Here is a 23559-nt window from a genome sequence, read left to right on the forward strand (position 1 = left end):
GTTACTTGCCGTAGATGTCGAAGGCGAAGTATTTATCCTGGATTTGCTTGTACTTGCCGTTCTCGCGAATAGCAGCGATGGCGCCATTGATCTTGTCTTTCAGGGCATCGCCCTTACGAACTGCGATCCCTACGCCGTCACCGAAGTATTTGACGTCGGTGAAGGCCGGCCCCACGAATGCGAAGCCTTTGCCGGCATCGGTCTTCAGGAAACCGTCATCCAGCAAGGTAGCGTCTGCCAGGGTGCCGTCGAGACGACCAGCGGAAACGTCCAGGTAGATTTCGTTCTGCGAACCGTATGGCTTGATCTCGGCACCCAGCGGGGCGAGGACTTCACGGGCAAAACGCTCGTGGATCGAACCGCGCTGCACGCCGATGTTCTTGCCCTTGAGCTCGGTCAAGCCATCGCTGACCTGGGTGCCGGCCTTCATTACCAGACGGGCCGGGGTGTTGTAGTACTTGTTGGTGAAGTCCACGGACTTCTTGCGATCTTCAGTGATCGACATGGAGGACAGGATCGCATCGATCTTGCGCACCTTGAGTGCCGGGATCAGACCGTCGAACTCCTGCTCGACCCACACGCACTTGACCTTCATCTCTTCGCACAACGCGTTGCCGATGTCGTAGTCGAAACCGACGATGCTGCCATCCGGGGCTTTGGAGGCAAACGGAGGGTAAGCCGCTTCGATACCGATCTTCAGGGGCTTTTGATCGGCGAATGTCGGCAGGGACAGCACGGACAGTGCCAGGGCGCCAAGCAGCACAAGTTTCTTCATCTTGGGACTCCATCGGTAAAGGGCAAAACGGCAGAGTGAGCAACAGCCCAATATGCGAATGGGTGAAACAAACGTAGGTGCTGCGTCCTAGGAATCGGGCGTTTTTATCAACGCAGGCCACGACGAGCGAGTGATCGGCATTCTAACGACAGGCCCGAAGCCGATATTTCTTCAATGCGACAACAAATTACAGAAGCACCGAGAAAGCAGTTCGAGCACATTGACAGCCTGGCAAATTCATGCAAGGACAAAAGAAAGGAAACCAATACACATTGCAAATTACGGGCCCATTATTCGCAAACCCTTCTAATCCGGCAAGCACAGCGTGTCGGCTTATTTTAACGAGAAGCTGCGGACGCTCTGAAACGGGGCCTGGCGTTTCCCATCGCCTCGGTAGGGTGCCTTTGGTTACACATTTAGAAACATCGGTAACGCTTCGAAAGAGCTGACGCGGAACGTCGATATTTATTCGCAGACCTTTCCACACTGATCGTTCCCACGCTCCGCGTGGGAATGCCTCTACGGACGCTCCGCGTTCGGCTCCCAGGGACGCAGAGCGTCCATGGCTGCATTCCCACGCGGAGCGTGGGAACGATCAGTCAGCTCCCAAGAAAAAGCCCCGCCGGGCAATTACCGGGCGGGGCTTTCAGGGATCACAAACCGTCGTCAGGCGACGTTCATGGTCTTGTGCGTCTCGATCAAATGCGCCACCACACCCGGATCGGCCAACGTGGAGATATCACCCAACCCGTCATATTCCGCCGTGGCGATCTTGCGCAGGATGCGGCGCATGATCTTGCCGGAGCGGGTCTTCGGCAAACCGGGTGCCCACTGGATGACATCCGGCGATGCAATCGGACCGATCTCCTTGCGCACCCAGTTCTTCAGTTCCAGGCGCAGGGCTTCGCTGGTTTCTTCGCCGGCATTGAGGGTGACATAGACATAGATGCCCTGCCCCTTGATGTCGTGCGGCACACCGACCACCGCCGCTTCGGCGACTTTCGGGTGGGCGACCATGGCACTTTCGATCTCGGCGGTACCCATGCGGTGGCCGGACACGTTGAGCACGTCATCCACGCGGCCGGTGATCCAGTAGTAACCATCGGCATCGCGACGCGCACCGTCACCGGTGAAATACATGCCGCTGAAGGTCTTGAAGTAGGTGTCGACGAAACGGTCATGGTCGCCGTACAGCGTCCGCGCCTGGCCTGGCCACGAATCGAGGATCACCAGGTTACCTTCGGCTGCACCTTCGATCAGGTTGCCGAGGTTATCCACCAGTGCCGGCACCACGCCGAAGAACGGACGCGTGGCCGAACCCGGCTTCAACGCCGTGGCACCTGGCAGCGGGCTGATCAGCACGCCACCGGTTTCGGTCTGCCACCAGGTGTCGACGATCGGGCAACGTTCCTTGCCGACGTTCTTGTAGTACCAGTCCCAGGCTTCCGGGTTGATCGGCTCACCCACCGACCCCAGCAGGCGCAGACTGCTGCCATCGGCGCCTTCGACGGCGGCGGTGCCCGAGGCCATCATCGCGCGGATGGCGGTAGGCGCGGTGTAAAGGATATTGACCTTGTGCTTGTCGATGACCTGGGCCACCCGGGTGATGTCCGGATAGTTCGGCACGCCTTCGAACAGCAGCGTGGTCGCGCCGTTCGCCAGCGGGCCGTAGACGATGTAGCTGTGGCCGGTGACCCAGCCGACGTCGGCGGTGCACCAGTAGACCTCGCCCGGCTTGTAGTCGAATACGCGCTCATGGGTCAGGGCCGCATACAGCAGGTAGCCCGCCGTGGTGTGCTGCACGCCCTTGGGCTTGCCGGTGGAACCGGAGGTGTAGAGGATGAACAGCGCTTCTTCAGCGCCCATTTCCTTTGGCGCGCAAACGGTACCGGCGACTTTCATCAGGTCTTCGTACCAGATGTCGCGGTGCTGGTTCCACTTGATGTTGCCCGCGGTGCGCTTGCACACGATGACTTTCTGGATGCTGCTGGTTTCCGGGTTGGTCAGCGCGTCGTCGACGTTGGCCTTGAGCGGGATCTTCTTGCCGGCGCGAACGCCTTCGTCGGCGGTGATCACCACTTTGGATTTGCAGTCGATGATGCGACCGGCCAGTGCTTCAGGGGAGAAACCACCGAACACCACCGAGTGAATCGCGCCGATCCGGGCACAGGCCAGCATGGCGACCACAGCCTCTGGGATCATCGGCATGTAGATGGTCACCACGTCGCCGCGATGCACGTCCTGGCCGCGCAGAGCGTTGGCGAACTTGCAGACTTCTTCGTGCAGTTCACGGTAAGTGATCTTGCGACTCTCGGCAGGGTCATCGCCCTCCCAGATAATCGCAACCTGATCGCCACGCTCGGCCAGGTGACGGTCGAGGCAATTGTAGGAAACGTTCAAGGTGCCGTCGGCAAACCACTTGATATCGACATGGTGATCGTCGAAGGAGGTCTGCTTCACCGTGGTGAACGGCTTGATCCAGTCGAGGCGCTTGGCCTGTTCGCGCCAGAAACCATCCGGGTTGACCACCGACTGCTGGTACATGGCCTTGTAGGTCGCCTCGTCAGTCAGCGTATTGGCTGCTACCTCGGGACGAACGGGATACAGAGAAGCCGCACTCATGTTTCTTACCTCGGTGACATAGTTGTTTTTGTATGGTCCCGTTGTAGCCCGGGGCGGGCCTATAGAACCATTCGACGATGGTAGTAACAAGTCCCTACAAAATGTCGGTACAAACGTGCAAGACCCATCCACACCTGAATTTCAGTGAATACCTGTTTTTGTCACCAACATAGATCCCCCGTGGGAGCGAGCCTGCTCGCGATGACGCCAGCCAATCCAAAACAGATCCAACAGGAAGTCTTCGACTCCTGGCGATTATTACCAAATCAACCAAAAGTCTTTATCAAAACCCGGTCTGTTTGCATCCACCCCCACTCCCTAGAATCCACCTCGCCAACCGGCAAATACGATTGACGCAACACAGCCCCCACGAAGGCCGTTAATCAAACTTCCCAAACCTGCTCCACACGCAACCCCAAAAAGGTTGCGTGACCCCACTCGACCTCAAAAAAGGTGAAATCAGATGAAAGCTTTATGGGTTCTGGTCCTCGGCAGCCTCTGCGCAACGGCGATGGCAGACGAGGCCCCGACCGATGTCGCTCAGCAAAAACCTGCCATTGAGGAGTACACCTATTCCACCCATCTGGACATCGCCAAAGTCATTTTCATGAGCACCGTCCCGAACGTCTGCGAAGTGGTCCCGGCAAAGATGGAATACGAAGACTCCAAAGGCCAACGGCACATCCTGCGCTACAGCGTCATGGGCAATGGTTGCTCCAACGGCTAACCAACTTGAACGAACCAGGAGTCATCCACTTTGAAATACAAACTCTTCTGCGCCTTGGCCCTGTCCGTACTGGCCGCCAATAGCTTCGCCGCCGACGGCTTCGATCGCACCGGTTCCGCCGCCGCAATGAACCGTCACGACCTCACCAACGCCGCCACGGTCGATACCGACCACCACGCCCCTACCGATCCGAGGACCGTCGCCGCCGATGGCAGCGACCGCTCCGGCTCGGCCCATACCGATTGATCATTATTGGCAGTTTCCATGGCCCGACTCCGGTCGGGCCTGGTTGTGTCTGGAACCAATGAAAACCCTCCACAAACACAACATGTAGTGTAAATTCGCAAAAACCGGTTGTTTTTTGATCAAAAAATCACCTCATCCGATTCATGCAAAAAAAATCTGTAACCGCCAAAGCCTTGTAAACTCTCGCTCCAACGCGGATACGCCCCCCACCGCGCCCTCCGTGGGCGATTTCGCCGCACCACGTAGGCAAAAAAGTCCTTATAATGCCGCCTTATACGGGCCTGCAATATTCCCTTACAGGGGATCAAGCCAGCCTGAAGCCCACGCAAAGGCCCATCGCCTCTTCGCGTTCACAGCCGCTTCAGCATGACCCGTACATTTTTCTGTTTATTGCCTGCGTCAGCTGCAAGAAACGATTTTCCAAGATCCACCGCCGCCAGCAGGCCTTCACCAGGCTTCTGGCCCTCACGCAGGAGACGACACGTCATGCTGAGCTGGGACGAATTCGACAAAGAAGACGGCGAAGTCGCTGTAAAAGGCGCCAATGCCGGCCACGCTTCTGAAGCCAACATGGACCGCCTCGACAGCGCTGGCGGCGCCGCCGCGCTCGAAGCCCGCGCCGTGACGGCCAGCGACTCGGCCGCGATCATTCGCGCCAAGGCCGCCCTCGACAAACTCGACGTCGCCGAAGGCCTCGCCGAACTCGAAGGCGCCTCTGCCCGTGTCGCCGTCGATGAAAAGCGCATGATCAACTGCCGCGCCGACCTCAACCAGCTCGTGCCATTCAAATACGACTGGGCCTGGCAGAAGTACCTGGACGGTTGCGCAAACCACTGGATGCCGCAAGAAGTCAACATGACCGCCGACATCGCCCTCTGGAAAAACCCGGAAGGCCTGACCGACGACGAGCGCCGCATCGTAATGCGCAACCTGGGCTTCTTCTCCACCGCCGACTCCCTGGTCGCCAACAACCTGGTCCTGGCCGTATACCGCCTGATCACCAACCCGGAATGCCGCCAGTACATCCTGCGCCAGGCGTTCGAAGAGGCGATCCACACCCACGCCTACCAGTACTGCATCGAATCGCTGGCCATGGATGAAGGCGAAATCTTCAACATGTACCACGAGATCCCATCGGTCGCGAAGAAAGCCGCCTGGGGCCTGAAGTACACCCGTTCGATCTCCGATCCGAAGTTCGAAACCGGCACCCCGGAAACCGACAAAGAGTTGCTGCGCAACCTGATCGCCTACTACTGCGTCCTGGAAGGCATCTTCTTCTATTGCGGCTTCACCCAGATCCTCTCCATGGGCCGTCGCAACAAGATGACCGGCGTCGCCGAGCAGTTCCAGTACATCCTGCGCGACGAGTCCATGCACCTGAACTTCGGCATCGACGTGATCAACCAGATCAAAATCGAAAACCCACACCTGTGGGATGCCGAAATGAAGGAAGAAGCGACCCAGATGATCCTGCAAGGGACTCAGTTGGAGATCGAATACGCCCGCGACACCATGCCTCGCGGCGTGTTGGGCATGAACGCGGCGATGATGGAAGACTATCTGAAGTTCATTGCTAACCGTCGTCTGTCGCAGATTGGGTTGAAGGAAGAGTATCCAGGCACGACCAACCCGTTCCCTTGGATGAGCGAGATCATGGACTTGAAGAAAGAGAAGAACTTCTTTGAGACGCGAGTGATTGAGTATCAGACGGGTGGTGCGCTTAGCTGGGATTGATGTCGAAACACAATCCCAAGTTGAACCTGTCAGTTGACGCTCAACTAAAAACCCCGTGAAAACGGGGTTTTTTGCATTCTGCAGAACCGGAACCGTGTTTAATTATTAAGAGATTAAGATATTTTCCCAGTGCCAGGCAAATGCGCTGGCGTCAACCCGCAAACCCTCACTCAAAGGCTCGAACAATTTTTTCTGATGCCTAAGACAGAGTTCAGAGTTCTGCGTTATTTCCTTTACTACATCGGGCACATACACAGTTCTCTTGGCAGTTATGCCAAAAAGCCCTCTATCAAAAGCCCAATGATGCGAGCGACACAAAGAAAAACCATTCCTTACATCGTCTACGCCTGACATTGAATGAGGAACAATATGCGCAGCCTCCAGCTCATACTGTCCGTCTGGAGACTTAAACCCTTTCGCGCAAATAGCACACCGCCATCCATAAGCCTTGAGGACGCGCCTCTTGAAAGCATAATCACGAGCTTTTTTCGTCACCACACTGGTAACATTTTTCTTATTGAAGTCAAACAGTGAAAACTCCAGAACCGCTCTTTCTTCCTCCTCTTGTAAAGCGCTCTCAAGCGCCAAGGCGAAAGACTCTGGAGGATCATTTTTTTCTAAAGCCCCCCATCGCCGCCCACTAACGAGCTTCATAAAATAACGAAAATTTTTTGAGCGCTTTGGAATTAAATCCAACCGATAACAGTCATCCTTATTTCGCTTTCGACTTATGATCAAAAGATCGCTTTCTTTAGCACCTCCAAGCAACGAAGTAAGCTTCCCAGTAACCCTTGTCTCACGCTTCTCACTTCCTCGCCATGACTGAATCTGATAGCGAGTAGATACAACACCCAGAGCAACACCATCTAAACAAAGCTCAGCTTCCAGCTGCATACCAATCGTTGGCATCAAAATAGTTGGTTCACCCAAGAGAAATGGCATATATTGCCTCATACTTACAGGTATGACCAAACCAGACTGATTCCCCTTACCTTCACCCGTCTCATTTCTACTTAAAACTTTGAAGAAAGGTTTATCCCATAGCGATTCATCAATCATTTTTCACCTAGCTCGGCTCAAAAATAAAAACGACAAGATCAGTTAAGTATTTTGGCTATGCTTGACCTGCAAAATAAACTCTTCTAGGCTGAGCAACCATTTACTTTGTGAAACAGAGTAAGTTGAATGAATAGGCCTTGGAATCACCAAACGCAAGCCATGCGACTGCATTTCACTCGTTTGACCTTCACTAATTGCAGGCTCCAGTGTAATAAGGTGTTTTTCTGCAATCCTATGTGCCTCACTCAAAACCTGCCTCCACCTGTCTTTACAGGTAGTTTTGGCGCCCAACATAAATAGCTTGTTCTCCGGATACTCAATATCTCGATAAGCTGAAAACCCCGGAAATAAAAAATCCGGTTTGGAGTTATTTTCCGTTACAAAACTCTTCCCCCGCCCCTGCTCGAACAATAAGCCATTTCGCACAAAAAGCTCATGGAGGTGCCCCTCGAATGCGTGTCCTACGCGAGACTTTCGTCTATTCTGAACACTAAGCGAAAAACCAATAAAACTATCAACATCCTGACCATCATCCCCAAAACCTGAACGCAATCTCTGCTTGACCAGATATCGTTCATAAATACGAAACAGCTTCTCCTCATGATCCATCCAGTTCAGAAGAGTTTGATCTGGAGACTCGACTAGACTCACCGGTTCTTCTATTGACTCTCTTGCATAGGCTGAAAACACTGATGTTGTGGGAAAATTTACACCACCAAACAAATTAACCAGTTGCTCAAGCCAAGCATCGTCACCTCGCTCAACACGACTTACTTCAATCCCAAGATCTTCTAGCATCAACCGCAAAGGAAGCAGCAGCTCTATAGAGTCTAGCTTTCCCGGAGTAAAGCTATCACTTACACGATCAAGCCCAAACAACAGTCGCAGCTGACTTTCCACCGTACTTCCTGCCGGTGTAAATATCATCAGTAGTGAACCGTCACGCATTTTTGCCACAAGAAGAAAGTCGCCCTCCTCAAGCAACTCAGTTACCGCACTTCTGTTGTAATAAAGGCGATATTCTGGTCCTCGTTGCGGCTGTTTTCTTCTACAGTCGTACCAAGTAACCATACCATCACTAACATCAGGAGCTTCCGTCTCATCGGAAAAATAAATCTGCTTCGCTTTGAAGCGATACTCCTCGTTCTTCCCAGGTGTTCCAAGATACTGCTTAAATCCAGCAGCAGGAAGGCCACCAATTTCATGCTGATGAGAGCGCCCGGGATCGGCATCCACGGCGCTCAGATATTTGGCAGCTACCCCTTCGAAGTAGTCACTAATGCGGTCGTTGAACATGCGCTTTCATCTATCTGTAAATATTCGTTACCGTTTATCAGCCACTCCGCCATGAGGTCAATCAATAAAAAGGATTTTTCCCGTTTCATTGACCTCACAGCACACTCCCAAATGACAAGCACCCTCCACCCCAGAGCCAGCAAGGACGCTTCGTGGGCTTGGTCTCGCATCTGATTTTTGCCGATTTTTTCCAACCAAAAATCAGGTCGCGTTTGTGGGATCTTGAAATATCGACAGGTGTGTCCATGCCAGAAGCAGCCGTGCACAAACACAATTGCCTTGTATTTGGGTAAGACCAGATCGGGCTTTCCGGGAAGATGTTTAGCGTGCAAACGGAAGCGAAAACCTCGCGAATGCAAGGCTCTACGGATTAAAATCTCCGGTTTGGTATTTTTGCTCTGAATTCCAGACATCATTCGAGAACGTGTCGCCACATCTACAATATCGACCAAAATCTGACCCTCTATGCAATCGATAGCCGCCATCTCCCTTTGTATACCTCTTGAACCAATATTCTCAAGGTTGGATGTCAGCTATCTGATGCACTAAGAATGTCGATCGACATAGGGGAGCGCAGATGCTCTGGGTTTACTGATTGCTATGGGAGGATAATCCTCACTCAGGAAGCGCAAACTCCAATTGCGGTCGCTCCGTGTCAGCAGACTTTTCCTTTGCAGCCAAAATACGATCTTTCATCAACAGAGCTACAGCCTCAAAAACCGGAACTGCTACAGAGTTTCCGAATTGACGGTAAGCCTGAGTATCGGAAACAGGGATGATGAAGGAGCTTTCACCGGGCTTATCGAAACCCATTAACCGAGAACATTCGTGAGGAGTTAGTCGGCGAGGGCGATTTAGCTGATTCAGCTCATCGTTGAAATCTAGCTTCTCCACAAAACCGCGGTCAACCAGAATTTCTGATCCATCCTTGTGATATCTAGCTGAAAGGGTACGTGCCACATCATTCGGACGCGTAAGACCAAAGCCAAAACCATTTCCCTTTTCGCGATGCTTCTCAGCATACCGATAAAGATAGTCCCAAAGCTTTGGCGTCAAAATGTACTTACTATCCACTTCCTTATCGAGCAAATCACCAAAGCTAGGTCGCTGCTTGGGTATGAGTTTACTGATATCGCGAAGAGTGAAGCCTTGATGGACATTCAAATCCCGGCGAAAACCTACCAACACTATTCGCTCTCTATGCTGTGGCAGAAAGTGTCGTGCATCGATCACTTTTGGATCTGCCCCCTTGGGTGCATTGACGTCAGCAACCTCGTAGCCCAGCTCATCGAGAGCTTCGCAAATGATTCGGAAAGTATTGCCCTTATCGTGGCTTTTGAGGTTTTTTACATTTTCAAGCAAAAACGCAGCAGGTCGCTTTGCTGCGATAATCCGAGCCACATCAAAAAACAGAGTGCCTTGGGTTTCACATTCAAAACCATGTTTACGCCCCAAGGAATTTTTTTTGGAAACTCCGGCAAGGGAGAACGGTTGACATGGAAAACCTGCTAACAAGACATCATGATCAGGAATCTCACGATCAATATGCCTGTACGCCTCCTCATCACTCACCTCAGGTTTGTCCGAGAGAGTAACCGAGCGAATATCCAGATTGAAACGATGCCGGACCGGATCGCAAAAATGATTCGCCTTGTAGGTTTTAACTGCGTATTTGTTCCACTCAGACGTGAACAGACATTCGCCACCGATGGATTCAAAACCTTTTCGAATACCTCCGATCCCAGCAAAAAGATCAATAAATGTAAACGCAGGTTTATGGTTCAAACGCTTAGGTAATAAAGCTTCTAGGCGAGTGAACTCAAGATGGGAAAGCTTGGGTGACGCCTTGCCTTTGACCCAGCGATTTATGGTTTCACGACACCAGTGGGTCGGACTGACATCGTTAAGAATCTCAGCGAGCTGACCTTGATCGTAGATTTCCAACAGCTTGTGGAGCAGTGCGAGATCAGTAGCTGGATGGGTCGAGTCATAGGACCGCGAACTCACTTCACCCTGAGATTCAAAAGATGTCGTTTCAAAAAGATTCATATGCCCGAGTTCCTCTGGGTCAAAGCTGTGACGCATGATCACCATTCTAATCCTTGATCCATCAAAGTAAATGTAATTTTTGGATTCCTAACATTTGCGCTGATGACCTGCGGCGGTCAGGAAAGGAGGAGCGTCATTAAAAAATACTGTATATACAAACAGCATAATCCACTGAATGCCTTTGTCCAGATATCTTTGTATCTGGAATTTTGTAGTCGAGCCTTGGGTTGACGAAGCGGGTTGATCCTTCTACCCTCGGCCGGAGCCTAAGAAACTCAGTAGCCAGAGCGGCCCTCCGCACCCGACAGCCAGCGGTTTTTTTTCGCCTGCGGTTTCTCTACGCCTGCGAAAATCCCCGTTATGTCGGGAGTGGGCGAATACAAGACCCGAAAGGGGAATATGTCCGGCCCGTCTCTGGTGGGTTTCTTAGCTCCCGACACCCATAACGAATGCCCTAAGAAAGCAGCCAGAGGTAAAGGATATGCCTGCAAACCTGACCTTCAAGATGAAGGTAACCAGCCCTACCCGCTCGTCAGCTCATGCACAGCCGCTTCTGGAGGTCTGTCATGTCTGAGCCGCTGATCCCTACTCAATTCATTCGCCACAGTATTCATCTGCATGCCCTTCTGGTTGAAAACCAGGCTTGGTTCAGCGCATCCGATTTGGGGCGCCTGATGAGCAAGCACCTTGATGAGCGAATGACGCGCAAGCTCGACTCTGACCAGCGCCGGATGATGTTCGTGCATATCCAAGGGTTGGCCGAAGAACGTCTGATGCTGAGCGAGTCGGGCGTGTATGCGTTGCTGATTTATCACTACTGCCCCGAGTATCGGTTGCTGCGTGAGTGGATCACGCATCAGGTAGTGCCCACGCTGCGTGATGAGCGCTTCTCGCATAGGGTGGAGCGTCCCACGTTGAGTGTGCTGGACTGGCCGAAGATGTCGCTCTGCATGCTGCATTGGCAGGATGAGCCATGGATTCGCTTAAGGGATATGCCGGCGGTGCTGGTGGATGATCCATTTAATCAGCATGAACCTTGGTGGCGAAAGGCGTCGCGGATTTTGCGAGGGTTTTGATCATTCACTCAGAAGCCGTTGCCCGGATTCGGGCGGCGGCTTTTTTTTTTGATGCCATGGAGTTCGGGAGCAAGCTCCCTCGCCATGGGTAACTGGCGTAGAGGCTGGGTAGGTTTTAGGAATCGCGAGTGGGCTCTCCCTACAGGTTTTGCGATGTGTTGAAACAACATCAGCATCTCGCCCCCTCACAGCGTGCCCTCCCGTCCCCCATACTAGGCGGCGCCATTCGCAAGACTTACGTCTTTGACACATATACCACTGAGTGGTAGATTTTTGCACATCACAAGGAAGATCTTATGCCAATGAGGGTATTCAAAACGAAGGCCTTTGCTGTCGCAGCAAAGAAAGCAGCGATCACAGATGTCGATCTCTGCAGGGCGGTGCAGGAAGTCGTGAACGGGCAAGCCGATGACCTGGGCGGAGGTGTTTGGAAAAAGCGCCTCAATCAAAATCGGCACCGCTCGATCATCCTTGCCAAAGGTCGTCGCTATTGGGTGTATCAGTTCCTTTTTGCTAAGAAAGACCGAGACAATATCACTGAAAAGGAGCTGACTGGGTTCAAGAAGATTGCTGAAGCCTACAAAGGTTTGAGTAAGGATCAAGTCCAGCTGCTGGTGGACGAAAAAGATTTTGTGGAGATATGCAATGTCTAAAAAATTCAAAAGTGAGGCTTTCGAGTCGATTCACAGCTCGGCTGAGGCACTGCTGAAAATCGGTGCTATCGACAAGGCTACCATGCGGGAATTCGACGAGACCTGCATTGCTGAAGTACCTGCTGAGATCTCCCCTGCTCAGATCAAAAAGATTCGTCTGCGCAGTCACGTCAGTCAGCCGGTTTTTGCCCGCTACCTGAACACAAGCGCATCGACAGTTAAGCAGTGGGAAGCCGGCGACAAGCGTCCTGGAGGGATGGCACTTAAACTGCTCAGTATCGTGGAGAAACATGGCATCGAGATACTGGCCTAGCAGGCCACTATGGCGAGATATTCTGACGTCCTAGGACGATCCGGTTAGCCAAATCCTGGTGGCGAAAAACGTCGCGGGTTTGTGGAGCGTGGCAATGTTCAAAAACGCCGTCGTCCGTGTTCAGGCGACGGCTTTTTGTTAGCGTTATGAAATTGGGGCTGCTTCGCAGCCCAGCGGGGATGAATCCCCTCGCCACAGGGTCTGCGTTAAGCAGACTGTCTATCAAACATGCCCTGCATTGACTGATCCATAGCTGCGATTTTGTAATGCATTGAAAACATTCAGTGCAACCCGCCCCACCTCCCGCTATTAATACCCTCCCCACTCAAGGACCCGAGCCCGCCATGAAATTCGACCTCGCCTACTGCCGCAGCCTCGACGACAAGCTGTCGATCTATGACGTGCGCGATTTGAACTTCGACGAGACGGTGGATTTCGATTCAGGGAAGGAACAATTCCAGTGCCCCAACGATTCCTGTCGAGCGGCGTTCGATGCGGCGAATGTGTTGGGGACGTTCAACGCCAAGAATGTGAATTACGTGCGCACGCCGCATTTCAAGAACATCCCCAGCACGCGGCATGTCGAGGGTTGTCCTTATTCCAGCCTGAAACCCCCGGCAACCGGTCTGGAAACGGACGCTGCGGAATCGGATGATGATCGGGAGGAACACTTTCCTTCGGAGCTGTTACTGACCCGACGTGAGTACGTGCGCAAGCCTTCCAGCCTGGCGGTGGCGGCGGACGTGATGCGCGATGAGCGAGCGCCTTCAGCCGCCCATCAAGTCGAGCATACGAGCCGTGATTCGGCGCCAGACAAGACCAGCGTTTTCGCCCACCCGGTGGAATGTTTTGTATCGAACTTCGCGGACAAGGACCTGCTCAAGCGCAGGCCGCTGAAGATTGGCGAGCACACGGCGCCCTACGCATCGTTCTTCAAGAAGATCGAATACCTGCTGGACAACAAGGGGCTGATCTACTGGGGCAAGATCAAGAAGATCGAGGATTATCACAGCGCCAGCTTTCGCGTCGACTTCGAGCAAAAGGTCTGGGTCAAGTTACCGGGCGAGGCGAAGAAACGGCCCTATTCGGTCAACGTTTACCTGAGCAAGAAGCTGATCGATCAGTACCGTAAGCGCAAAGCGTTTCTGGAAGAGATCAAGCATGCCGCCGAGAGCGAGCGGGATCTGTACTGCTTCTTCTATGGCGTGACGCCGGAGCTGAAGCAGGTACCGAGCAAGAAAAACCCCGAACAGACGTTCGGGGTGTTCAGTGCCCAGATCGAGAACCTGGATCACTTCATCATTCGTGAAGCGCCGGGGTTGGCCGATAGCTGATCTCGCCTTGGGCTGACAGCAACCCTGCACGCGTCGGTATTTCTGTTCATAGTGCACCTTGGGCAAGTTGCCGCTCGAATGCCCACGTTTCCCGTTTCACTTCCATGCGTCGTGCACGGGCTTTCTGGAGGCTGGGCTCATCCAGGCCACCATAACGCCGCAACCAGTGAATGATCATTTCCTCATCGGGGAAGTAATAGTCCTTGTGCCCCTTGCTGCTTCTCGGCGTGTTGTTCATATCACCATCAAAGCGGCCTGCGGAGAATTCATCAGAAGGCAACGTTCCCCACTCTGCGGCGCAGTCCTCGAAAACCCAGGAGATTTCGTTGATGTGCTTTTGCGCACCGCGATGGCCGCGCTTGTAAAAAACGTACTCATGACAACTTTCCTGGAAGCGGGCCATCATTGGCTCGTCATCGATCCAGTGCAAAAGGTCATATTGCCCGGCGTGGCGCATCAAGCCATTGATCCAACGCTCGGAAAACCGATGAATAAAACCTTCCACGTCAGCTTTTTTGGCGTCAGCGAAGATCATGCAATAACGGGTATGCACGTGGATGACGAACAATACGTGCTTGCGTTGCACAGTGATGGCATGGACCAGCCACTGTTCGGCGAATTCAACCACCTCATCGTCCTCGATAACGGGTGACGGTGGCTTCTCCATGGGAGTGATTTTCTTGCCTTTGTGCACGCGGCTAAAGAAGTTACAAGCCGCTTCGGTGCAATTGAAGATCAACATGCTGTTCTCTGCTTGAAAAGGACTAAGCGTCTGTGACCCATTCGATTTCATAGGGCTGACGAACAGCGTCGGAAATCCGTTCTCGTAACTCGTCGCTCAGAACCATCAGCTCCTGATCGCTCAGCAGGTCATAGGCGACCATCAGTCTCAAAGATAGCGAAACTTCTTTGCGTCGACGTCCGTTGAAGGCCATCGCCAGGTCCTTGTCTCGATTGCGTATGAGGCCATACAGGGTTGCGTATCGAGCGTGGGCCGATAGAGTTTCGTTCTGAGCGATCGTCTGGGCATCAGCAAGAACCCCTTGGCAGAAGCGGTCCAGTGCCAGCTTGTAAAGCTCATTGTAATTTTTCCAGTCACTGTCGGAAATCGACATACCACCCTCCTTCGCTAGACACCAGGGTACACCGAGCGCTTGGCTGGAGCAGGCCACTGGTCACCCATCAAAAAAATGAGATTGATCCGGCCTCAAAACAACTGTACAAAAACACAGTATTTTTGAATCCACTGCTTTGGAGTATCCCATGGCCTCTCTCGCAATCAAAACCACCCTGGAACGCATCGCTGTCTATCAATTCACTCCTGCCCACAGCGCACAGGCCCGAGCCATGCTCGGCTGGAGCGTCGAGGAACTGTCCCGGCAGTCCGGGGTTTCGGTCAAGGCTATCCGGCGCTTCGAAGCGGGAGGCGAGTTGCTCGATGTGACACGCCTGGCGCTCGCGTTCTGTCTTGAAGCCGAAGGCCTGGTGTTCTTCCCCGGCTTTGCACCGGGGCGTGGCATGAACATCAAGGGCGCCACGCCGGATCCGGCGGGACGGCCCGACTACGCGATGATCGAATAACCGGATCGTTGCATCAGGTATCAGGCCGCGCCAGTCTGGTTCTGATAGATAGAGGTCTCTACATCCAACCACCAGGCATAGCCGCGATTCGGATGGGTCAGGGTGAAGGCTTCGCCCATTTGCGGCGTGGTGATGGACACATTGCGCTCCCAGGCCAAGTCCAGGATGCGGTCGAAGGGTTCAAACCAGGCATGCATCGCCAGGTCGAACGTGCCATTGTGAATCGGCAGCAGCCAACGGCCCCTGAGGTCGATATGCGCCTGGAGAGTCTGCTCCGGCTGCATGTGGACGTGGGGCCAATCGACGTTATAGGCGCCGGTTTCCATCAGCGTGAGATCAAAGGGGCCGTATCGCTCGCCGATGCGCTTGAAACCGTCGAAATAACCCGTGTCACCGCTGAAGAAGATCCGCGTGCCGCCATTGATCATTACCCATGACGCCCATAGCGTGCTGTTGCCATCGAACACACCGCGACCGGAAAAATGCTGCGATGGGGTGGCAATGAACTCGATACCATCCACTTCGGTACCCTGCCACCAATCCAGCTGACGTACCTTGCTGGCTTCGATGCCCCATTTGACCAGGGTGTCGCCCACGCCAAGGGGTGTCAGGAAGTGCCGGGTCTTGGCGGCAAGCTTGAGGATGGCCTGGTAATCAAGGTGATCGTAATGGTCATGGGAAAGAATCACCGCTTCGATCGGCGGCAGGTCTTCCAGACTGATGGGTGGCTGATGGAAACGCTTGGGACCGGCCCATTGCACCGGCGACGCACGGTCGGAGAAAACCGGGTCGGTGATCCAGAATTTGTCGCGCAGCTTGAGTAGAACCGTAGAATGGCCGAGACGGAACACACTGTGATTCGGTGCTGCCAGCAGCTCGGCGCGTGTCAGCGGTTGGACGGTGATGGCGCCCGCCGGACGGGTGGTGCGCGGTTTGTGGAGCAGCATGTTCCAGATGATGCGCAGCATCTGGCCGAACCCTTCTCGCGGGGTATGGGCGTGATTGCGATACTTCCCTTGTTCGTGTCGGGAGGCAGCATTGGCAACTGCGCTGTCGGTCGAGGAAGCAGAATTACTCATATGCGATAACTCCAAGGGCGTCGCCGGCATTGTGCTTCGCCGTTGCGGGACATTTGTGGCTGCGACGTTTACGCTCAGCCCTCACGCTAAATCTACACCACTCGGTGTAGTTTCTAGATTGCATGAATCCCGGGAGCAAGTAAACTACCAAGTGTAACTCCCCTTTCCTCAACCGACGGATGCCCATGACCGTACCGCAGCGCCTCACCGAACGGAAACGCGAAGCCATTCTCCAGGCCGCGATTGCCGAGTTTCGCAGCAGCGGTTTCGAGATCACCAGTATGGACAAGATCGCAGCGACCGCCGGTGTGTCGAAGCGTACGGTGTACAACCACTTTCCCAGCAAGGAGGAGTTGTTCGCTGAAATCCTGAATCGGCTATGGAACAGCATCACTGCTGAACAAGAAATGGCCTACAACCCGTTGGAGCCTTTGCGTGAGCAGTTGGGTCGGTTGCTGCAAGCCAAGCTGCGGATGATGTCGGACGAGAACTTCCTCGATCTGGCGCGTATCGCCATCGCCGCGACCATACATTCTCCCGAACGGGCCCAGGACATGGTTTCACGTATGGGCCAACGTGAAGAAGGCCTCACCACCTGGATTCGCCAAGCCCAGGTCGATGGCCGGCTGAAGCCCGTGGAGCCGCAATTCGCTGCCCAGCAAATGCACGGGTTGATCAAGACTTTCGCCTTCTGGCCACAGATCTCCATGGGGCAGCCGAGCCTGACCCTGGATGAACAAGTGCAGGTGATCGAGTCGGCTCTCGACATGTTCCTGATTTGCTACCAGGCTTGAGCGCCCCGCTACGAACGCGGAATGAGGATTAATGCCCCGCGGGCGTGTTCACAAATTTCTGGTGCATTTCGGTGGTCAGGCTGTCGATACGCTCGGTCAGTGCCTTGGTCATTTCTGTCAGACCGGTGTTCTGTTCCAGCAATTCGAGCAACTGCGCCGTATTGTGCGCCGCCTGGGCCTGACGCTCGCTGTTGGCAATGGCAAGGGCTTCGCGATGTTGTGCATCGGCTTCCGCTTGGGCTTTGTCCCGAGCGGCCTGGCGGGTTTGCGCCAGCAGGATCAGCGGGGCGGCGTAGGCCGACTGCAGGCTGAACGCCAGGTTCAGCAAGATGAACGGGTAGGCATCGAAATGAACGACACCCGACAGGTTCAAGCCTATCCAGATCAGCACAATCAAGGTTTGCGCGCCGAGGAACATCGGAGTGCCGAAAAAACGCGCGAACGCCTCCGCTCGCAATGCAAAGCGATCATTCCCGAAGGTGGGTCCCAGATGCGCGTGAGGGCGATGAAAACGCAAGTGATCAACCGGCGTTGCGGGGCTGGGGTGGTAAGGGGTCGCCATCGTGATGTTCTCCGCCAAGGGCTGTTGCTGAAGGCACTATAACCGTTGGGCGATTATCCTCTATCAACGCTGCGCGCTGCGCTCGTTAAACATCAGCTCTGCCGCAGATTTCGCCCCAACTCGTCGAACAGTGTCACTACCGAACGCAAGGCGCGGCAGTCTGGTCGTGTCAGAAGCCAGAGTGCTGTGTCATAGCCCTCCAGCGGTTCGCCGAAGGGGATCAGGCCCTGGCCCCTACCGATCAGAAAATCAGGCAACGCGGCAACACCCAAACCGGCCCGAGCCAACTCGGCGACAGAGAGCATGCTGTTGCAGCGATAGGCAGGCATCACGCCGGGTAGATGCTGTCGCCGCCACGCCACGGTGGGGTGATCGGGGAGGAAGTCGTCCGGTGCGATCCAGGTCAGGGACGCCAGGTCATCCCTATTCGCCGAAGGCAGGTAGGTCGGACTGGCGCAGACTCGGTAGACGACATCGCCCAAGTGGCGGCCCACCAGATGTTCCGGCGGTGTGCGGGTCAGGCGCAAGGCAATGTCGGCATCGCGGCGACTCAGATTGGCGAAGTCGTTCGAGGTGCTCAACTCGAGGACCAATGCTGGATAGGCCGGCATGAACCGCGCCAGTGCGGGCAGCAGCAACGCTTGCAGGACAGAGTCGGTGCAGGTCAGGCGTACAGTGCCAGTGACAACCTCACCGCCCTGCTCCACACCGATACGTGCAGCCTCCAGGGCCTGCTCGGCACGCTCGGCCTGTTCGGACAGCGTCTGGGCCAGACTCGTGGGCAAATACCCGGCACGGCTTTTCTCGAACAAGGGTTGGCCCAGGGCCGCCTCGAGCCGGCGTACCGAGCGGAATACCGTGGACACATCCACATCAAGCAAGCGCGCAGCCCGAGCCAGAGAGCCGCCACGGACCAACGCCAGGATCAGAGAGAGATCGGGATAATCCAGACGATAGTGCGCCGGTGCATTGAACACTTGGATAAACGCCAATATTGAGTGCGTGAACGCCAATCTATAGTGGCTGCCAGGAATCAACAAGCGGCGAGCTCTCCATGGAAACCCAGCGTCCTTTGCACATCGCCCTGATCGGCGACCACGACCCGCAAATAACGGCCCATCGGGCTATTCCCATTGCACTTGACCTGGTCAGCAGGCAATCCGGCCAGGGCGTCAGCTTTCAATGGTTGGCGACGGATCTGATCGCCGACGACACCTCTCTGAACGACTTCGACGGCATCTGGTGCGTACCCGGCAGCCCCTACCGAGACGAAAACGGCGCCTTGCACGCCATTCGCTTTGCCCGCGAACAACGTCGTCCGTTCCTGGGTACCTGCGGTGGGTTTCAGCATGCCGTGCTGGAGTACGCGCGTCACGTGATGGGCTGGACCGATGCCGCCCACGGCGAAACCTCCCCCGGTGCAGAACGGGCGTTGCTGACGCCACTGAGCTGTGCATTGGTCGAAACCATCGACAGCCTTCAGCTTGATGCGCAGTCGTTGATTGCCGAAGCCTATGGCCGCCGGACAGTGTTCGAAGGCTATCGGTGCCGCTTTGGCGTCAATCCAGCATTTGAGCGGGATTTGCTGAGCGGCCGCCTGCATGCCGTGGCCCGGGACTCCGCGGGCGAGCTGCGGGCCGTGGAACTGCGGGATCATCCGTTCTTCGTCGCAACCCTGTTCCAGCCCGAACGCGCAGCACTGGAAGATCGTGTGCCGCCGCTGGTCAAGGCCTTTGTCCAGGCATGTGCGAGGGAGATGCCATGAACGGTCAGTATTACGCCGTGATTTTCACCACCCTGCGTACCGAGGGGGACAAGGGTTACGCCGAAGCTGCCGAACGCATGGTGACACTGGCGAGAGAGCAACCAGGATTTCTCGGCATCGAATCGGCACGGGGTGAAGATGGTCTGGGTATTACCGTATCGTACTGGAGCAGCGAGGCGGCAATCCTGGCCTGGAAGCAGCACCCCGAACACCGTGCCGTCCGCGAGCGTGGCCGTTCTACCTGGTATGCCCATTGTCATACACGGGTGTGCAAGGTCGAACGGGATTACGCGTTCCGACGCCAACCCTGACAGCCACCACAAATCCTCGTGGGAGCGAGCCTGCTCGCGATAGCGGTGGGTCTGCTTGCATCCATGCTGAGTGTGGCCGCTCCTACAGGGATGTGCGGCGGGGATCATCCTTTTACCAACTGCCGCATCGCCAGGATTTCCGGCAGGTCGCTGCGTGCCATGTATACCCGCAACGGTTCGGTGAGGTTGATGCGATCGTCGATGTTCTGATCCAGCAGCAGCTGGATCCGCTCACGCTTGAGGGTCATGGTGCCGTCCGTGACAGGTACCCAGACGAATTCGCAGGTGGGGATGATGCCGTCGTCGGCCACGTCCATGCCAAAGGCGTCTTCGCTGAAGCGCACGATGTACTGGCCGCTCTTGCGGTTCAGGCCGACAAAGCCTCTAAGTTGGTCGGCGGCCTGGCAGATGAAGGTTGAAGTGGTGCGCATGGTAAACCTCATGGATGCGTCCCGCAGGACGTCTGATCGATGGTTTACACGCAGGGCATGCGAATGCTGGTTCAGGTTTCCCTCTGTCGGGGAAACTGCTATTGCCAAGGGTACTGCAAACCTGCCTGGAAAGACGTGGGAAAAATCCGTTCCCATAGGTTTATGTCGGTTTGGCGATAGCGCTCAGAGCGTTCAGTTGTTAAAAGATAGGTTTTGCACAACGACGAAAGGATCTCGAGCATGCCTGTCACCTTTACCCGTAGCGCGTTGTTACTGAGCCTGTTGCTCGGCTTCGGTCAGACTCAGGCCGCCGAGGCGCCGAATCCCAAGGCCTTGGCCACCCGCCAAGGTATTCCCCAGCCGGCGGTGATCGCGCACCGAGGTGCTTCGTTCGATGCACCGGAATCCACCGCAGCGTCCTACAAGCTGGCTCGCGACCTCGGTGCCGATTACCTGGAGCTCGACCTGCAACGCAGCAAGGACGGCGTGTTGTTCGTGCTGCATGATGACAGCCTGCTGCGCACCACGGACGTCGCCGCCAAGTTCCCCGAGCGCAAGGACAGCAGCGCCAACGCATTCACCATGGCCGAACTCAAGACCCTCGATGCTGGCAGCTGGTTCAACACCGCCTACCCGGAGCGCGCGCGTCCTGGGTTCGCGGGGCTGAAGATCCTGACCCTCGATGAAGTCATCGACATTGCCGAGAGTAATCCGCAGCACAAGCCGGGGCTGTACATCGAAACCAAGGAGCCGAAACTGTTCCCCGGCATCGAACGCGACCTGAAGGATAAATTGCAGGACCGCGGCTGGCTGAGTCCGGCCGGTTCCAAGCTCGCCAAAAGTGCTACCGGCGTAGGCCAAGGCAAAGGCAAAGTGGTCTTGCAGACCTTCGAGAAAAGCAGTCTCGAACTGCTGCACAAGGAAATGCCGAAAGTACCAAAGGTCCTGCTGCTGTGGGTGGGCGAAGGCAACATCGAACCCAAGTCCAAGGTGACATTTGCCGAGTCCGGTGAAACCGACAAGGCGGCCTACTACGCCAGGCAAGAACCCAAGGACCGCGCCGAGTTCGAGAAATGGGTCCAGTACGCCAAGGCCCAGGGCGCCATCGGCACCGGACCGTCCGCCGCACTGACCCACGGCGGCAGCCAGAGTTATGCGGACCTGGTGCAGCCATGGATGAACCAATACACCCACGACCAGGGTTTGCTGGTGCATGTCTACACGGTGGATGAGCCGGTGGACTTCAAGAAAGTGATGGATGCCGGCGTGGATGGCATTTTCACCAACCGGGCCAGTGAATTGCTCAAGTACTTCAAGCGTCCCGAAACTGGCAGTGTGACGCAGTTGCTGGAAAAGAACGGTTACTGATCAACTGTGGGAGCAAAGCTTGCTCGCGATACGGGCGGTGCGGTTTCAGTACAACCGCATTATCGTTCGTCGCGAGCAAGCTTTGCTCCCACAGGCGTTCACTGTTCTTGTCCCAACGAACCTTGCTTCAGCAGTCCCGCGCAAAGGTTTTTCGAATTAAGGGTGAATTAAGTTGCCACGGTTAACCTGGTCCCACTTAAACGACACACCCAAGGAAAGACCTTATGAAAACGTTGACTGCCCTGTTCACCGCCGCTGTCTTGCCCCTTACCGCCGGCCTGGCCCAAGCCGACGTGCGGATCGACCAGATTCCCCAGTTGGTCAAGGAAGGCAAGATAAAGTCCCTTGAGTCGATGAACGCAGAAGCCCTGAAGTTACACCCAGGCGCGACCATCACCGATACCGACCTGGACAATCACTTCAACGGTTATGAATATGAAGTTGAACTGAAGACCGCCGACGGCAAAGAGTTCGATGTCGACTTCGACGCCACCACCGGTAAAGTCCTGAGCAACAAGCAGGATACTTGATTCATCGGCCAAAAAAGAGCCGCGCAACTTCCCGTTGCGCGGCTCTTTTTTGCCTGGAAGAAACCCTCCGATCACCACAACTGTCACAAAACCATCAAGAAAGCTTGCGATGATGCCACTCAAGTGAACCTGTAGCAGCGACAGGCACTTCCCGCCAGCGAGCCTTCATGAACCACAGCATCGATCAAAGCCACCGCGATCCGGACCTGTTCGGCCTGCTTTACGGGTTTCGTTTCCGTCCTGGCGAGCGTGGACAGGAGCTCGATTCAGCCCAGGCCTTGCGACGCCTGCAACAACCGCAAGATGAAGATGAATTTCTCTGGCTCCACTTGAATCTGGCCCATGCCGCCTGCGAGCGCTGGATGAACAGTCAGCTGGCCTTGCCACAGGAGTTCTTCGAAGCCTTGCACGAAGGCTCGCGTTCGACCCGCATCGAGCATGTGGACTCGGCACTGCTGGCGGTGGTGAACGATGTCGTGTTCGACCTGAGCAACATGGTGTCTTCGGACGTCTCCACCTTATGGGTCTGCGTCCACAGTCGATTGATTGTCAGCGCACGGCTGCAACCCCTGCACTCGGTCGACAAGCTGCGCTCATCGGTCAAGGCCGGTGAATGCTTTCGCTCGCCATTGGAATTGCTCGTGCACCTGCTGCGCGACCAAGGCGAAGTGCTGACCCAGATCGTGCGCAAGACCAGCCTCAGCGTCGACCAGATCGAGGATCAGTTGCTCTCTTCGCGACTGTCTACCAACCGCGCCGAACTCGGTGCCCAACGCCGAGTGCTGGTGCGCCTTCAGCGCCTGTTGGCACTGGAGCCAGGCTCATTACTGCGCCTGCTCAACCGGCCGCCACAATGGTTGCAGAAGGAAGACGTCAAAGAGCTGCGCAAATCCACTGAGGAATTCGCCCTGATCATCAACGACCTCACTGCGCTGGGCGAGCGGATCAAGCTGCTGCAGGAAGAAATAGCCGCCAATCTCAACGAACAGACCAACCGCACCTTGTTCACCCTGACGGTGGTCACGGTACTGGCCTTGCCCATCAATATCATCGCCGGTTTCTTTGGCATGAACGTCGGCGGCGTGCCATTGGCCACTGACCCGGAAGGCTTCTGGATCCTCGTGGCACTGGTGGCGACATTCACCCTGATCGCTGGTCGCTGGGCATTTCGCAAGCGACGCGATTATTGAGGCCGGGCGCGCGACTATTCGTCCACAGCAAGACCACCTGTAGCGAGGGCCAGCCATAGGCTGG

Annotated in this window: 26 protein-coding genes; 14 read left to right on the forward strand and 12 right to left on the reverse strand. The window is 55.3% G+C overall.

Annotation, left to right across the window (positions count from 1 at the left end; genetic code table 11):
- Position 1 precedes the first annotated feature (1 nt).
- Positions 2 to 775 carry an ABC transporter substrate-binding protein gene (locus QZH45_RS23255; protein WP_024776515.1) on the reverse strand — a complete coding sequence of 258 codons (774 nt, stop codon included), beginning with the start codon at positions 773 to 775 and terminating at the stop codon, positions 2 to 4.
- A 666-nt stretch (positions 776 to 1441) separates the two neighbouring features.
- On the reverse strand, positions 1442 to 3397 hold the full coding sequence (gene acs / locus QZH45_RS23260) for an acetate--CoA ligase (RefSeq protein ID WP_024776514.1): 1956 nt from the start codon (positions 3395 to 3397) through the stop codon (positions 1442 to 1444).
- A gap of 463 nt (positions 3398 to 3860) precedes the next feature.
- On the opposite strand from acs, the gene QZH45_RS23265 reads away from it, so the two are divergent.
- The 3 genes from QZH45_RS23265 (at position 3861) to QZH45_RS23275 (ending at position 6104) form a co-directional block, all read left to right on the forward strand.
- Complete coding sequence (locus tag QZH45_RS23265) at positions 3861 to 4124, forward strand: DUF2790 domain-containing protein (protein WP_053192393.1); 264 nt, start codon at positions 3861 to 3863, stop codon at positions 4122 to 4124.
- 30 nt (positions 4125 to 4154) lie between these two features.
- A complete protein-coding gene (locus QZH45_RS23270; RefSeq protein ID WP_053192391.1) occupies positions 4155 to 4370 on the forward strand; it encodes a hypothetical protein in 216 nt (71 codons plus the stop codon).
- A 486-nt stretch (positions 4371 to 4856) separates the two neighbouring features.
- On the forward strand, positions 4857 to 6104 hold the full coding sequence (locus QZH45_RS23275) for a ribonucleotide-diphosphate reductase subunit beta (protein WP_024776511.1): 1248 nt from the start codon (positions 4857 to 4859) through the stop codon (positions 6102 to 6104).
- Positions 6105 to 6209: 105 nt separating this feature from the next.
- Here QZH45_RS23275 and QZH45_RS23280 read toward each other — a convergent pair whose 3' ends face one another.
- From QZH45_RS23280 to dcm, 4 genes are all read right to left on the reverse strand, one after another.
- The gene (locus QZH45_RS23280) at positions 6210 to 7163 is read right to left on the reverse strand and encodes an HNH endonuclease (protein WP_081036557.1); all 954 of its coding nucleotides are present in this window, start codon (positions 7161 to 7163) and stop codon (positions 6210 to 6212) included.
- A 42-nt stretch (positions 7164 to 7205) separates the two neighbouring features.
- Positions 7206 to 8459 (reverse strand): type II restriction endonuclease, encoded by a 1254-nt coding sequence (locus QZH45_RS23285; protein WP_055135845.1) that lies wholly within the window; start codon positions 8457 to 8459, stop codon positions 7206 to 7208.
- Positions 8420 to 8944: a very short patch repair endonuclease gene (locus tag QZH45_RS23290; RefSeq protein ID WP_237140488.1), complete on the reverse strand. Its 525-nt coding sequence runs from the start codon at positions 8942 to 8944 to the stop codon at positions 8420 to 8422. The genes QZH45_RS23285 and QZH45_RS23290 overlap by 40 nt, the downstream gene beginning before the upstream one ends.
- Before the next feature lie 130 nt (positions 8945 to 9074).
- Positions 9075 to 10508: a DNA (cytosine-5-)-methyltransferase gene (dcm, locus tag QZH45_RS23295; RefSeq protein WP_055135849.1), complete on the reverse strand. Its 1434-nt coding sequence runs from the start codon at positions 10506 to 10508 to the stop codon at positions 9075 to 9077.
- A gap of 566 nt (positions 10509 to 11074) precedes the next feature.
- Between dcm and QZH45_RS23300 the strand changes: the two genes are divergently transcribed.
- From QZH45_RS23300 to QZH45_RS23315, 4 genes are all read left to right on the forward strand, one after another.
- Positions 11075 to 11584, forward strand: coding sequence for a BRO-N domain-containing protein (locus QZH45_RS23300; protein WP_055135844.1), 510 nt, complete (start codon positions 11075 to 11077; stop codon positions 11582 to 11584).
- A gap of 296 nt (positions 11585 to 11880) precedes the next feature.
- Positions 11881 to 12237 (forward strand): type II toxin-antitoxin system RelE/ParE family toxin, encoded by a 357-nt coding sequence (locus QZH45_RS23305; protein ID WP_055135843.1) that lies wholly within the window; start codon positions 11881 to 11883, stop codon positions 12235 to 12237.
- Positions 12230 to 12550: a helix-turn-helix domain-containing protein gene (locus QZH45_RS23310; RefSeq protein WP_055135842.1), complete on the forward strand. Its 321-nt coding sequence runs from the start codon at positions 12230 to 12232 to the stop codon at positions 12548 to 12550. The genes QZH45_RS23305 and QZH45_RS23310 overlap by 8 nt, the downstream gene beginning before the upstream one ends.
- Positions 12551 to 12894: 344 nt before the next feature.
- On the forward strand, positions 12895 to 13884 hold the full coding sequence (locus QZH45_RS23315) for a hypothetical protein (protein ID WP_055135841.1): 990 nt from the start codon (positions 12895 to 12897) through the stop codon (positions 13882 to 13884).
- A 46-nt stretch (positions 13885 to 13930) separates the two neighbouring features.
- On the opposite strand, the gene QZH45_RS23320 is transcribed toward QZH45_RS23315, so the two are convergent.
- The gene (locus QZH45_RS23320; RefSeq protein ID WP_024779568.1) at positions 13931 to 14626 is read right to left on the reverse strand and encodes a DUF6933 domain-containing protein; all 696 of its coding nucleotides are present in this window, start codon (positions 14624 to 14626) and stop codon (positions 13931 to 13933) included.
- Between the two features lie 22 nt (positions 14627 to 14648).
- The gene (locus QZH45_RS23325) at positions 14649 to 14999 is read right to left on the reverse strand and encodes a hypothetical protein (protein ID WP_055135840.1); all 351 of its coding nucleotides are present in this window, start codon (positions 14997 to 14999) and stop codon (positions 14649 to 14651) included.
- A 148-nt stretch (positions 15000 to 15147) separates the two neighbouring features.
- Between QZH45_RS23325 and QZH45_RS23330 the strand changes: the two genes are divergently transcribed.
- Positions 15148 to 15465 carry a helix-turn-helix domain-containing protein gene (locus QZH45_RS23330; RefSeq protein WP_024779566.1) on the forward strand — a complete coding sequence of 106 codons (318 nt, stop codon included), beginning with the start codon at positions 15148 to 15150 and terminating at the stop codon, positions 15463 to 15465.
- Positions 15466 to 15485: 20 nt separating this feature from the next.
- On the opposite strand, the gene QZH45_RS23335 is transcribed toward QZH45_RS23330, so the two are convergent.
- Positions 15486 to 16544, reverse strand: a complete 1059-nt coding sequence (locus QZH45_RS23335) for an MBL fold metallo-hydrolase (protein WP_024779565.1) — start codon at positions 16542 to 16544, stop codon at positions 15486 to 15488.
- A gap of 185 nt (positions 16545 to 16729) precedes the next feature.
- Here QZH45_RS23335 and QZH45_RS23340 point away from each other — a divergent pair, with 185 nt between their 5' ends.
- On the forward strand, positions 16730 to 17338 hold the full coding sequence (locus tag QZH45_RS23340; protein ID WP_024779564.1) for a TetR/AcrR family transcriptional regulator: 609 nt from the start codon (positions 16730 to 16732) through the stop codon (positions 17336 to 17338).
- Between the two features lie 28 nt (positions 17339 to 17366).
- On the opposite strand, the gene QZH45_RS23345 is transcribed toward QZH45_RS23340, so the two are convergent.
- Together QZH45_RS23345 and QZH45_RS23350 are read right to left on the reverse strand one after the other, a co-directional pair.
- A complete protein-coding gene (locus tag QZH45_RS23345) occupies positions 17367 to 17900 on the reverse strand; it encodes a DUF1003 domain-containing protein (protein WP_055135839.1) in 534 nt (177 codons plus the stop codon).
- Between the two features lie 92 nt (positions 17901 to 17992).
- Positions 17993 to 18940: a LysR family transcriptional regulator gene (locus QZH45_RS23350; RefSeq protein WP_024779562.1), complete on the reverse strand. Its 948-nt coding sequence runs from the start codon at positions 18938 to 18940 to the stop codon at positions 17993 to 17995.
- Positions 18941 to 18954: 14 nt separating this feature from the next.
- Between QZH45_RS23350 and QZH45_RS23355 the strand changes: the two genes are divergently transcribed.
- Together QZH45_RS23355 and QZH45_RS23360 are read left to right on the forward strand one after the other, a co-directional pair.
- A complete protein-coding gene (locus QZH45_RS23355; protein ID WP_024779561.1) occupies positions 18955 to 19665 on the forward strand; it encodes a CTP synthase C-terminal region-related (seleno)protein in 711 nt (236 codons plus the stop codon).
- The gene (locus QZH45_RS23360) at positions 19662 to 19976 is read left to right on the forward strand and encodes an antibiotic biosynthesis monooxygenase family protein (protein WP_024779560.1); all 315 of its coding nucleotides are present in this window, start codon (positions 19662 to 19664) and stop codon (positions 19974 to 19976) included. The genes QZH45_RS23355 and QZH45_RS23360 overlap by 4 nt, the downstream gene beginning before the upstream one ends.
- Positions 19977 to 20080: 104 nt before the next feature.
- Here QZH45_RS23360 and QZH45_RS23365 read toward each other — a convergent pair whose 3' ends face one another.
- On the reverse strand, positions 20081 to 20407 hold the full coding sequence (locus tag QZH45_RS23365; protein ID WP_024779559.1) for a DUF2025 family protein: 327 nt from the start codon (positions 20405 to 20407) through the stop codon (positions 20081 to 20083).
- Positions 20408 to 20647: 240 nt separating this feature from the next.
- Here QZH45_RS23365 and QZH45_RS23370 point away from each other — a divergent pair, with 240 nt between their 5' ends.
- The 3 genes from QZH45_RS23370 to QZH45_RS23380 all read left to right on the forward strand — a co-directional run bounded on the left by QZH45_RS23370 (position 20648) and on the right by QZH45_RS23380 (position 23495).
- Positions 20648 to 21775, forward strand: a complete 1128-nt coding sequence (locus tag QZH45_RS23370; RefSeq protein ID WP_053192379.1) for a glycerophosphodiester phosphodiesterase — start codon at positions 20648 to 20650, stop codon at positions 21773 to 21775.
- Positions 21776 to 21999: 224 nt separating this feature from the next.
- Positions 22000 to 22305 (forward strand): PepSY domain-containing protein, encoded by a 306-nt coding sequence (locus tag QZH45_RS23375; protein ID WP_053192377.1) that lies wholly within the window; start codon positions 22000 to 22002, stop codon positions 22303 to 22305.
- Positions 22306 to 22472: 167 nt separating this feature from the next.
- A complete protein-coding gene (locus QZH45_RS23380) occupies positions 22473 to 23495 on the forward strand; it encodes a transporter (protein WP_053192375.1) in 1023 nt (340 codons plus the stop codon).
- Positions 23496 to 23559: the final 64 nt, after the last annotated feature.

This window comes from Pseudomonas corrugata, from assembly GCF_050920615.1.
GTDB lineage: Bacteria > Pseudomonadota > Gammaproteobacteria > Pseudomonadales > Pseudomonadaceae > Aquipseudomonas > Aquipseudomonas corrugata.

What these genes read in the sequence shown, in the direction of transcription:
- QZH45_RS23255 (WP_024776515.1), bottom strand. Translation starts at nt 775, where the DNA reads ATGAAGAAACTTGTGCTGCTTGGCGCCCTGGCACTGTCCGTGCTGTCC.
- acs (WP_024776514.1), bottom strand. Translation starts at nt 3,397, where the DNA reads ATGAGTGCGGCTTCTCTGTATCCCGTTCGTCCCGAGGTAGCAGCCAAT.
- QZH45_RS23265 (WP_053192393.1), top strand. Translation starts at nt 3,861, where the DNA reads ATGAAAGCTTTATGGGTTCTGGTCCTCGGCAGCCTCTGCGCAACGGCG.
- QZH45_RS23275 (WP_024776511.1), top strand. Translation starts at nt 4,857, where the DNA reads ATGCTGAGCTGGGACGAATTCGACAAAGAAGACGGCGAAGTCGCTGTA.
- QZH45_RS23280 (WP_081036557.1), bottom strand. Translation starts at nt 7,163, where the DNA reads ATGATTGATGAATCGCTATGGGATAAACCTTTCTTCAAAGTTTTAAGT.
- QZH45_RS23285 (WP_055135845.1), bottom strand. Translation starts at nt 8,459, where the DNA reads ATGTTCAACGACCGCATTAGTGACTACTTCGAAGGGGTAGCTGCCAAA.
- QZH45_RS23290 (WP_237140488.1), bottom strand. Translation starts at nt 8,944, where the DNA reads ATGGCGGCTATCGATTGCATAGAGGGTCAGATTTTGGTCGATATTGTA.
- dcm (WP_055135849.1), bottom strand. Translation starts at nt 10,508, where the DNA reads ATGAATCTTTTTGAAACGACATCTTTTGAATCTCAGGGTGAAGTGAGT.
- QZH45_RS23300 (WP_055135844.1), top strand. Translation starts at nt 11,075, where the DNA reads ATGTCTGAGCCGCTGATCCCTACTCAATTCATTCGCCACAGTATTCAT.
- QZH45_RS23305 (WP_055135843.1), top strand. Translation starts at nt 11,881, where the DNA reads ATGCCAATGAGGGTATTCAAAACGAAGGCCTTTGCTGTCGCAGCAAAG.
- QZH45_RS23310 (WP_055135842.1), top strand. Translation starts at nt 12,230, where the DNA reads ATGTCTAAAAAATTCAAAAGTGAGGCTTTCGAGTCGATTCACAGCTCG.
- QZH45_RS23315 (WP_055135841.1), top strand. Translation starts at nt 12,895, where the DNA reads ATGAAATTCGACCTCGCCTACTGCCGCAGCCTCGACGACAAGCTGTCG.
- QZH45_RS23320 (WP_024779568.1), bottom strand. Translation starts at nt 14,626, where the DNA reads ATGTTGATCTTCAATTGCACCGAAGCGGCTTGTAACTTCTTTAGCCGC.
- QZH45_RS23325 (WP_055135840.1), bottom strand. Translation starts at nt 14,999, where the DNA reads ATGTCGATTTCCGACAGTGACTGGAAAAATTACAATGAGCTTTACAAG.
- QZH45_RS23330 (WP_024779566.1), top strand. Translation starts at nt 15,148, where the DNA reads ATGGCCTCTCTCGCAATCAAAACCACCCTGGAACGCATCGCTGTCTAT.
- QZH45_RS23335 (WP_024779565.1), bottom strand. Translation starts at nt 16,544, where the DNA reads ATGAGTAATTCTGCTTCCTCGACCGACAGCGCAGTTGCCAATGCTGCC.
- QZH45_RS23340 (WP_024779564.1), top strand. Translation starts at nt 16,730, where the DNA reads ATGACCGTACCGCAGCGCCTCACCGAACGGAAACGCGAAGCCATTCTC.
- QZH45_RS23345 (WP_055135839.1), bottom strand. Translation starts at nt 17,900, where the DNA reads ATGGCGACCCCTTACCACCCCAGCCCCGCAACGCCGGTTGATCACTTG.
- QZH45_RS23355 (WP_024779561.1), top strand. Translation starts at nt 18,955, where the DNA reads ATGGAAACCCAGCGTCCTTTGCACATCGCCCTGATCGGCGACCACGAC.
- QZH45_RS23360 (WP_024779560.1), top strand. Translation starts at nt 19,662, where the DNA reads ATGAACGGTCAGTATTACGCCGTGATTTTCACCACCCTGCGTACCGAG.
- QZH45_RS23365 (WP_024779559.1), bottom strand. Translation starts at nt 20,407, where the DNA reads ATGCGCACCACTTCAACCTTCATCTGCCAGGCCGCCGACCAACTTAGA.
- QZH45_RS23370 (WP_053192379.1), top strand. Translation starts at nt 20,648, where the DNA reads ATGCCTGTCACCTTTACCCGTAGCGCGTTGTTACTGAGCCTGTTGCTC.
- QZH45_RS23375 (WP_053192377.1), top strand. Translation starts at nt 22,000, where the DNA reads ATGAAAACGTTGACTGCCCTGTTCACCGCCGCTGTCTTGCCCCTTACC.
- QZH45_RS23380 (WP_053192375.1), top strand. Translation starts at nt 22,473, where the DNA reads ATGAACCACAGCATCGATCAAAGCCACCGCGATCCGGACCTGTTCGGC.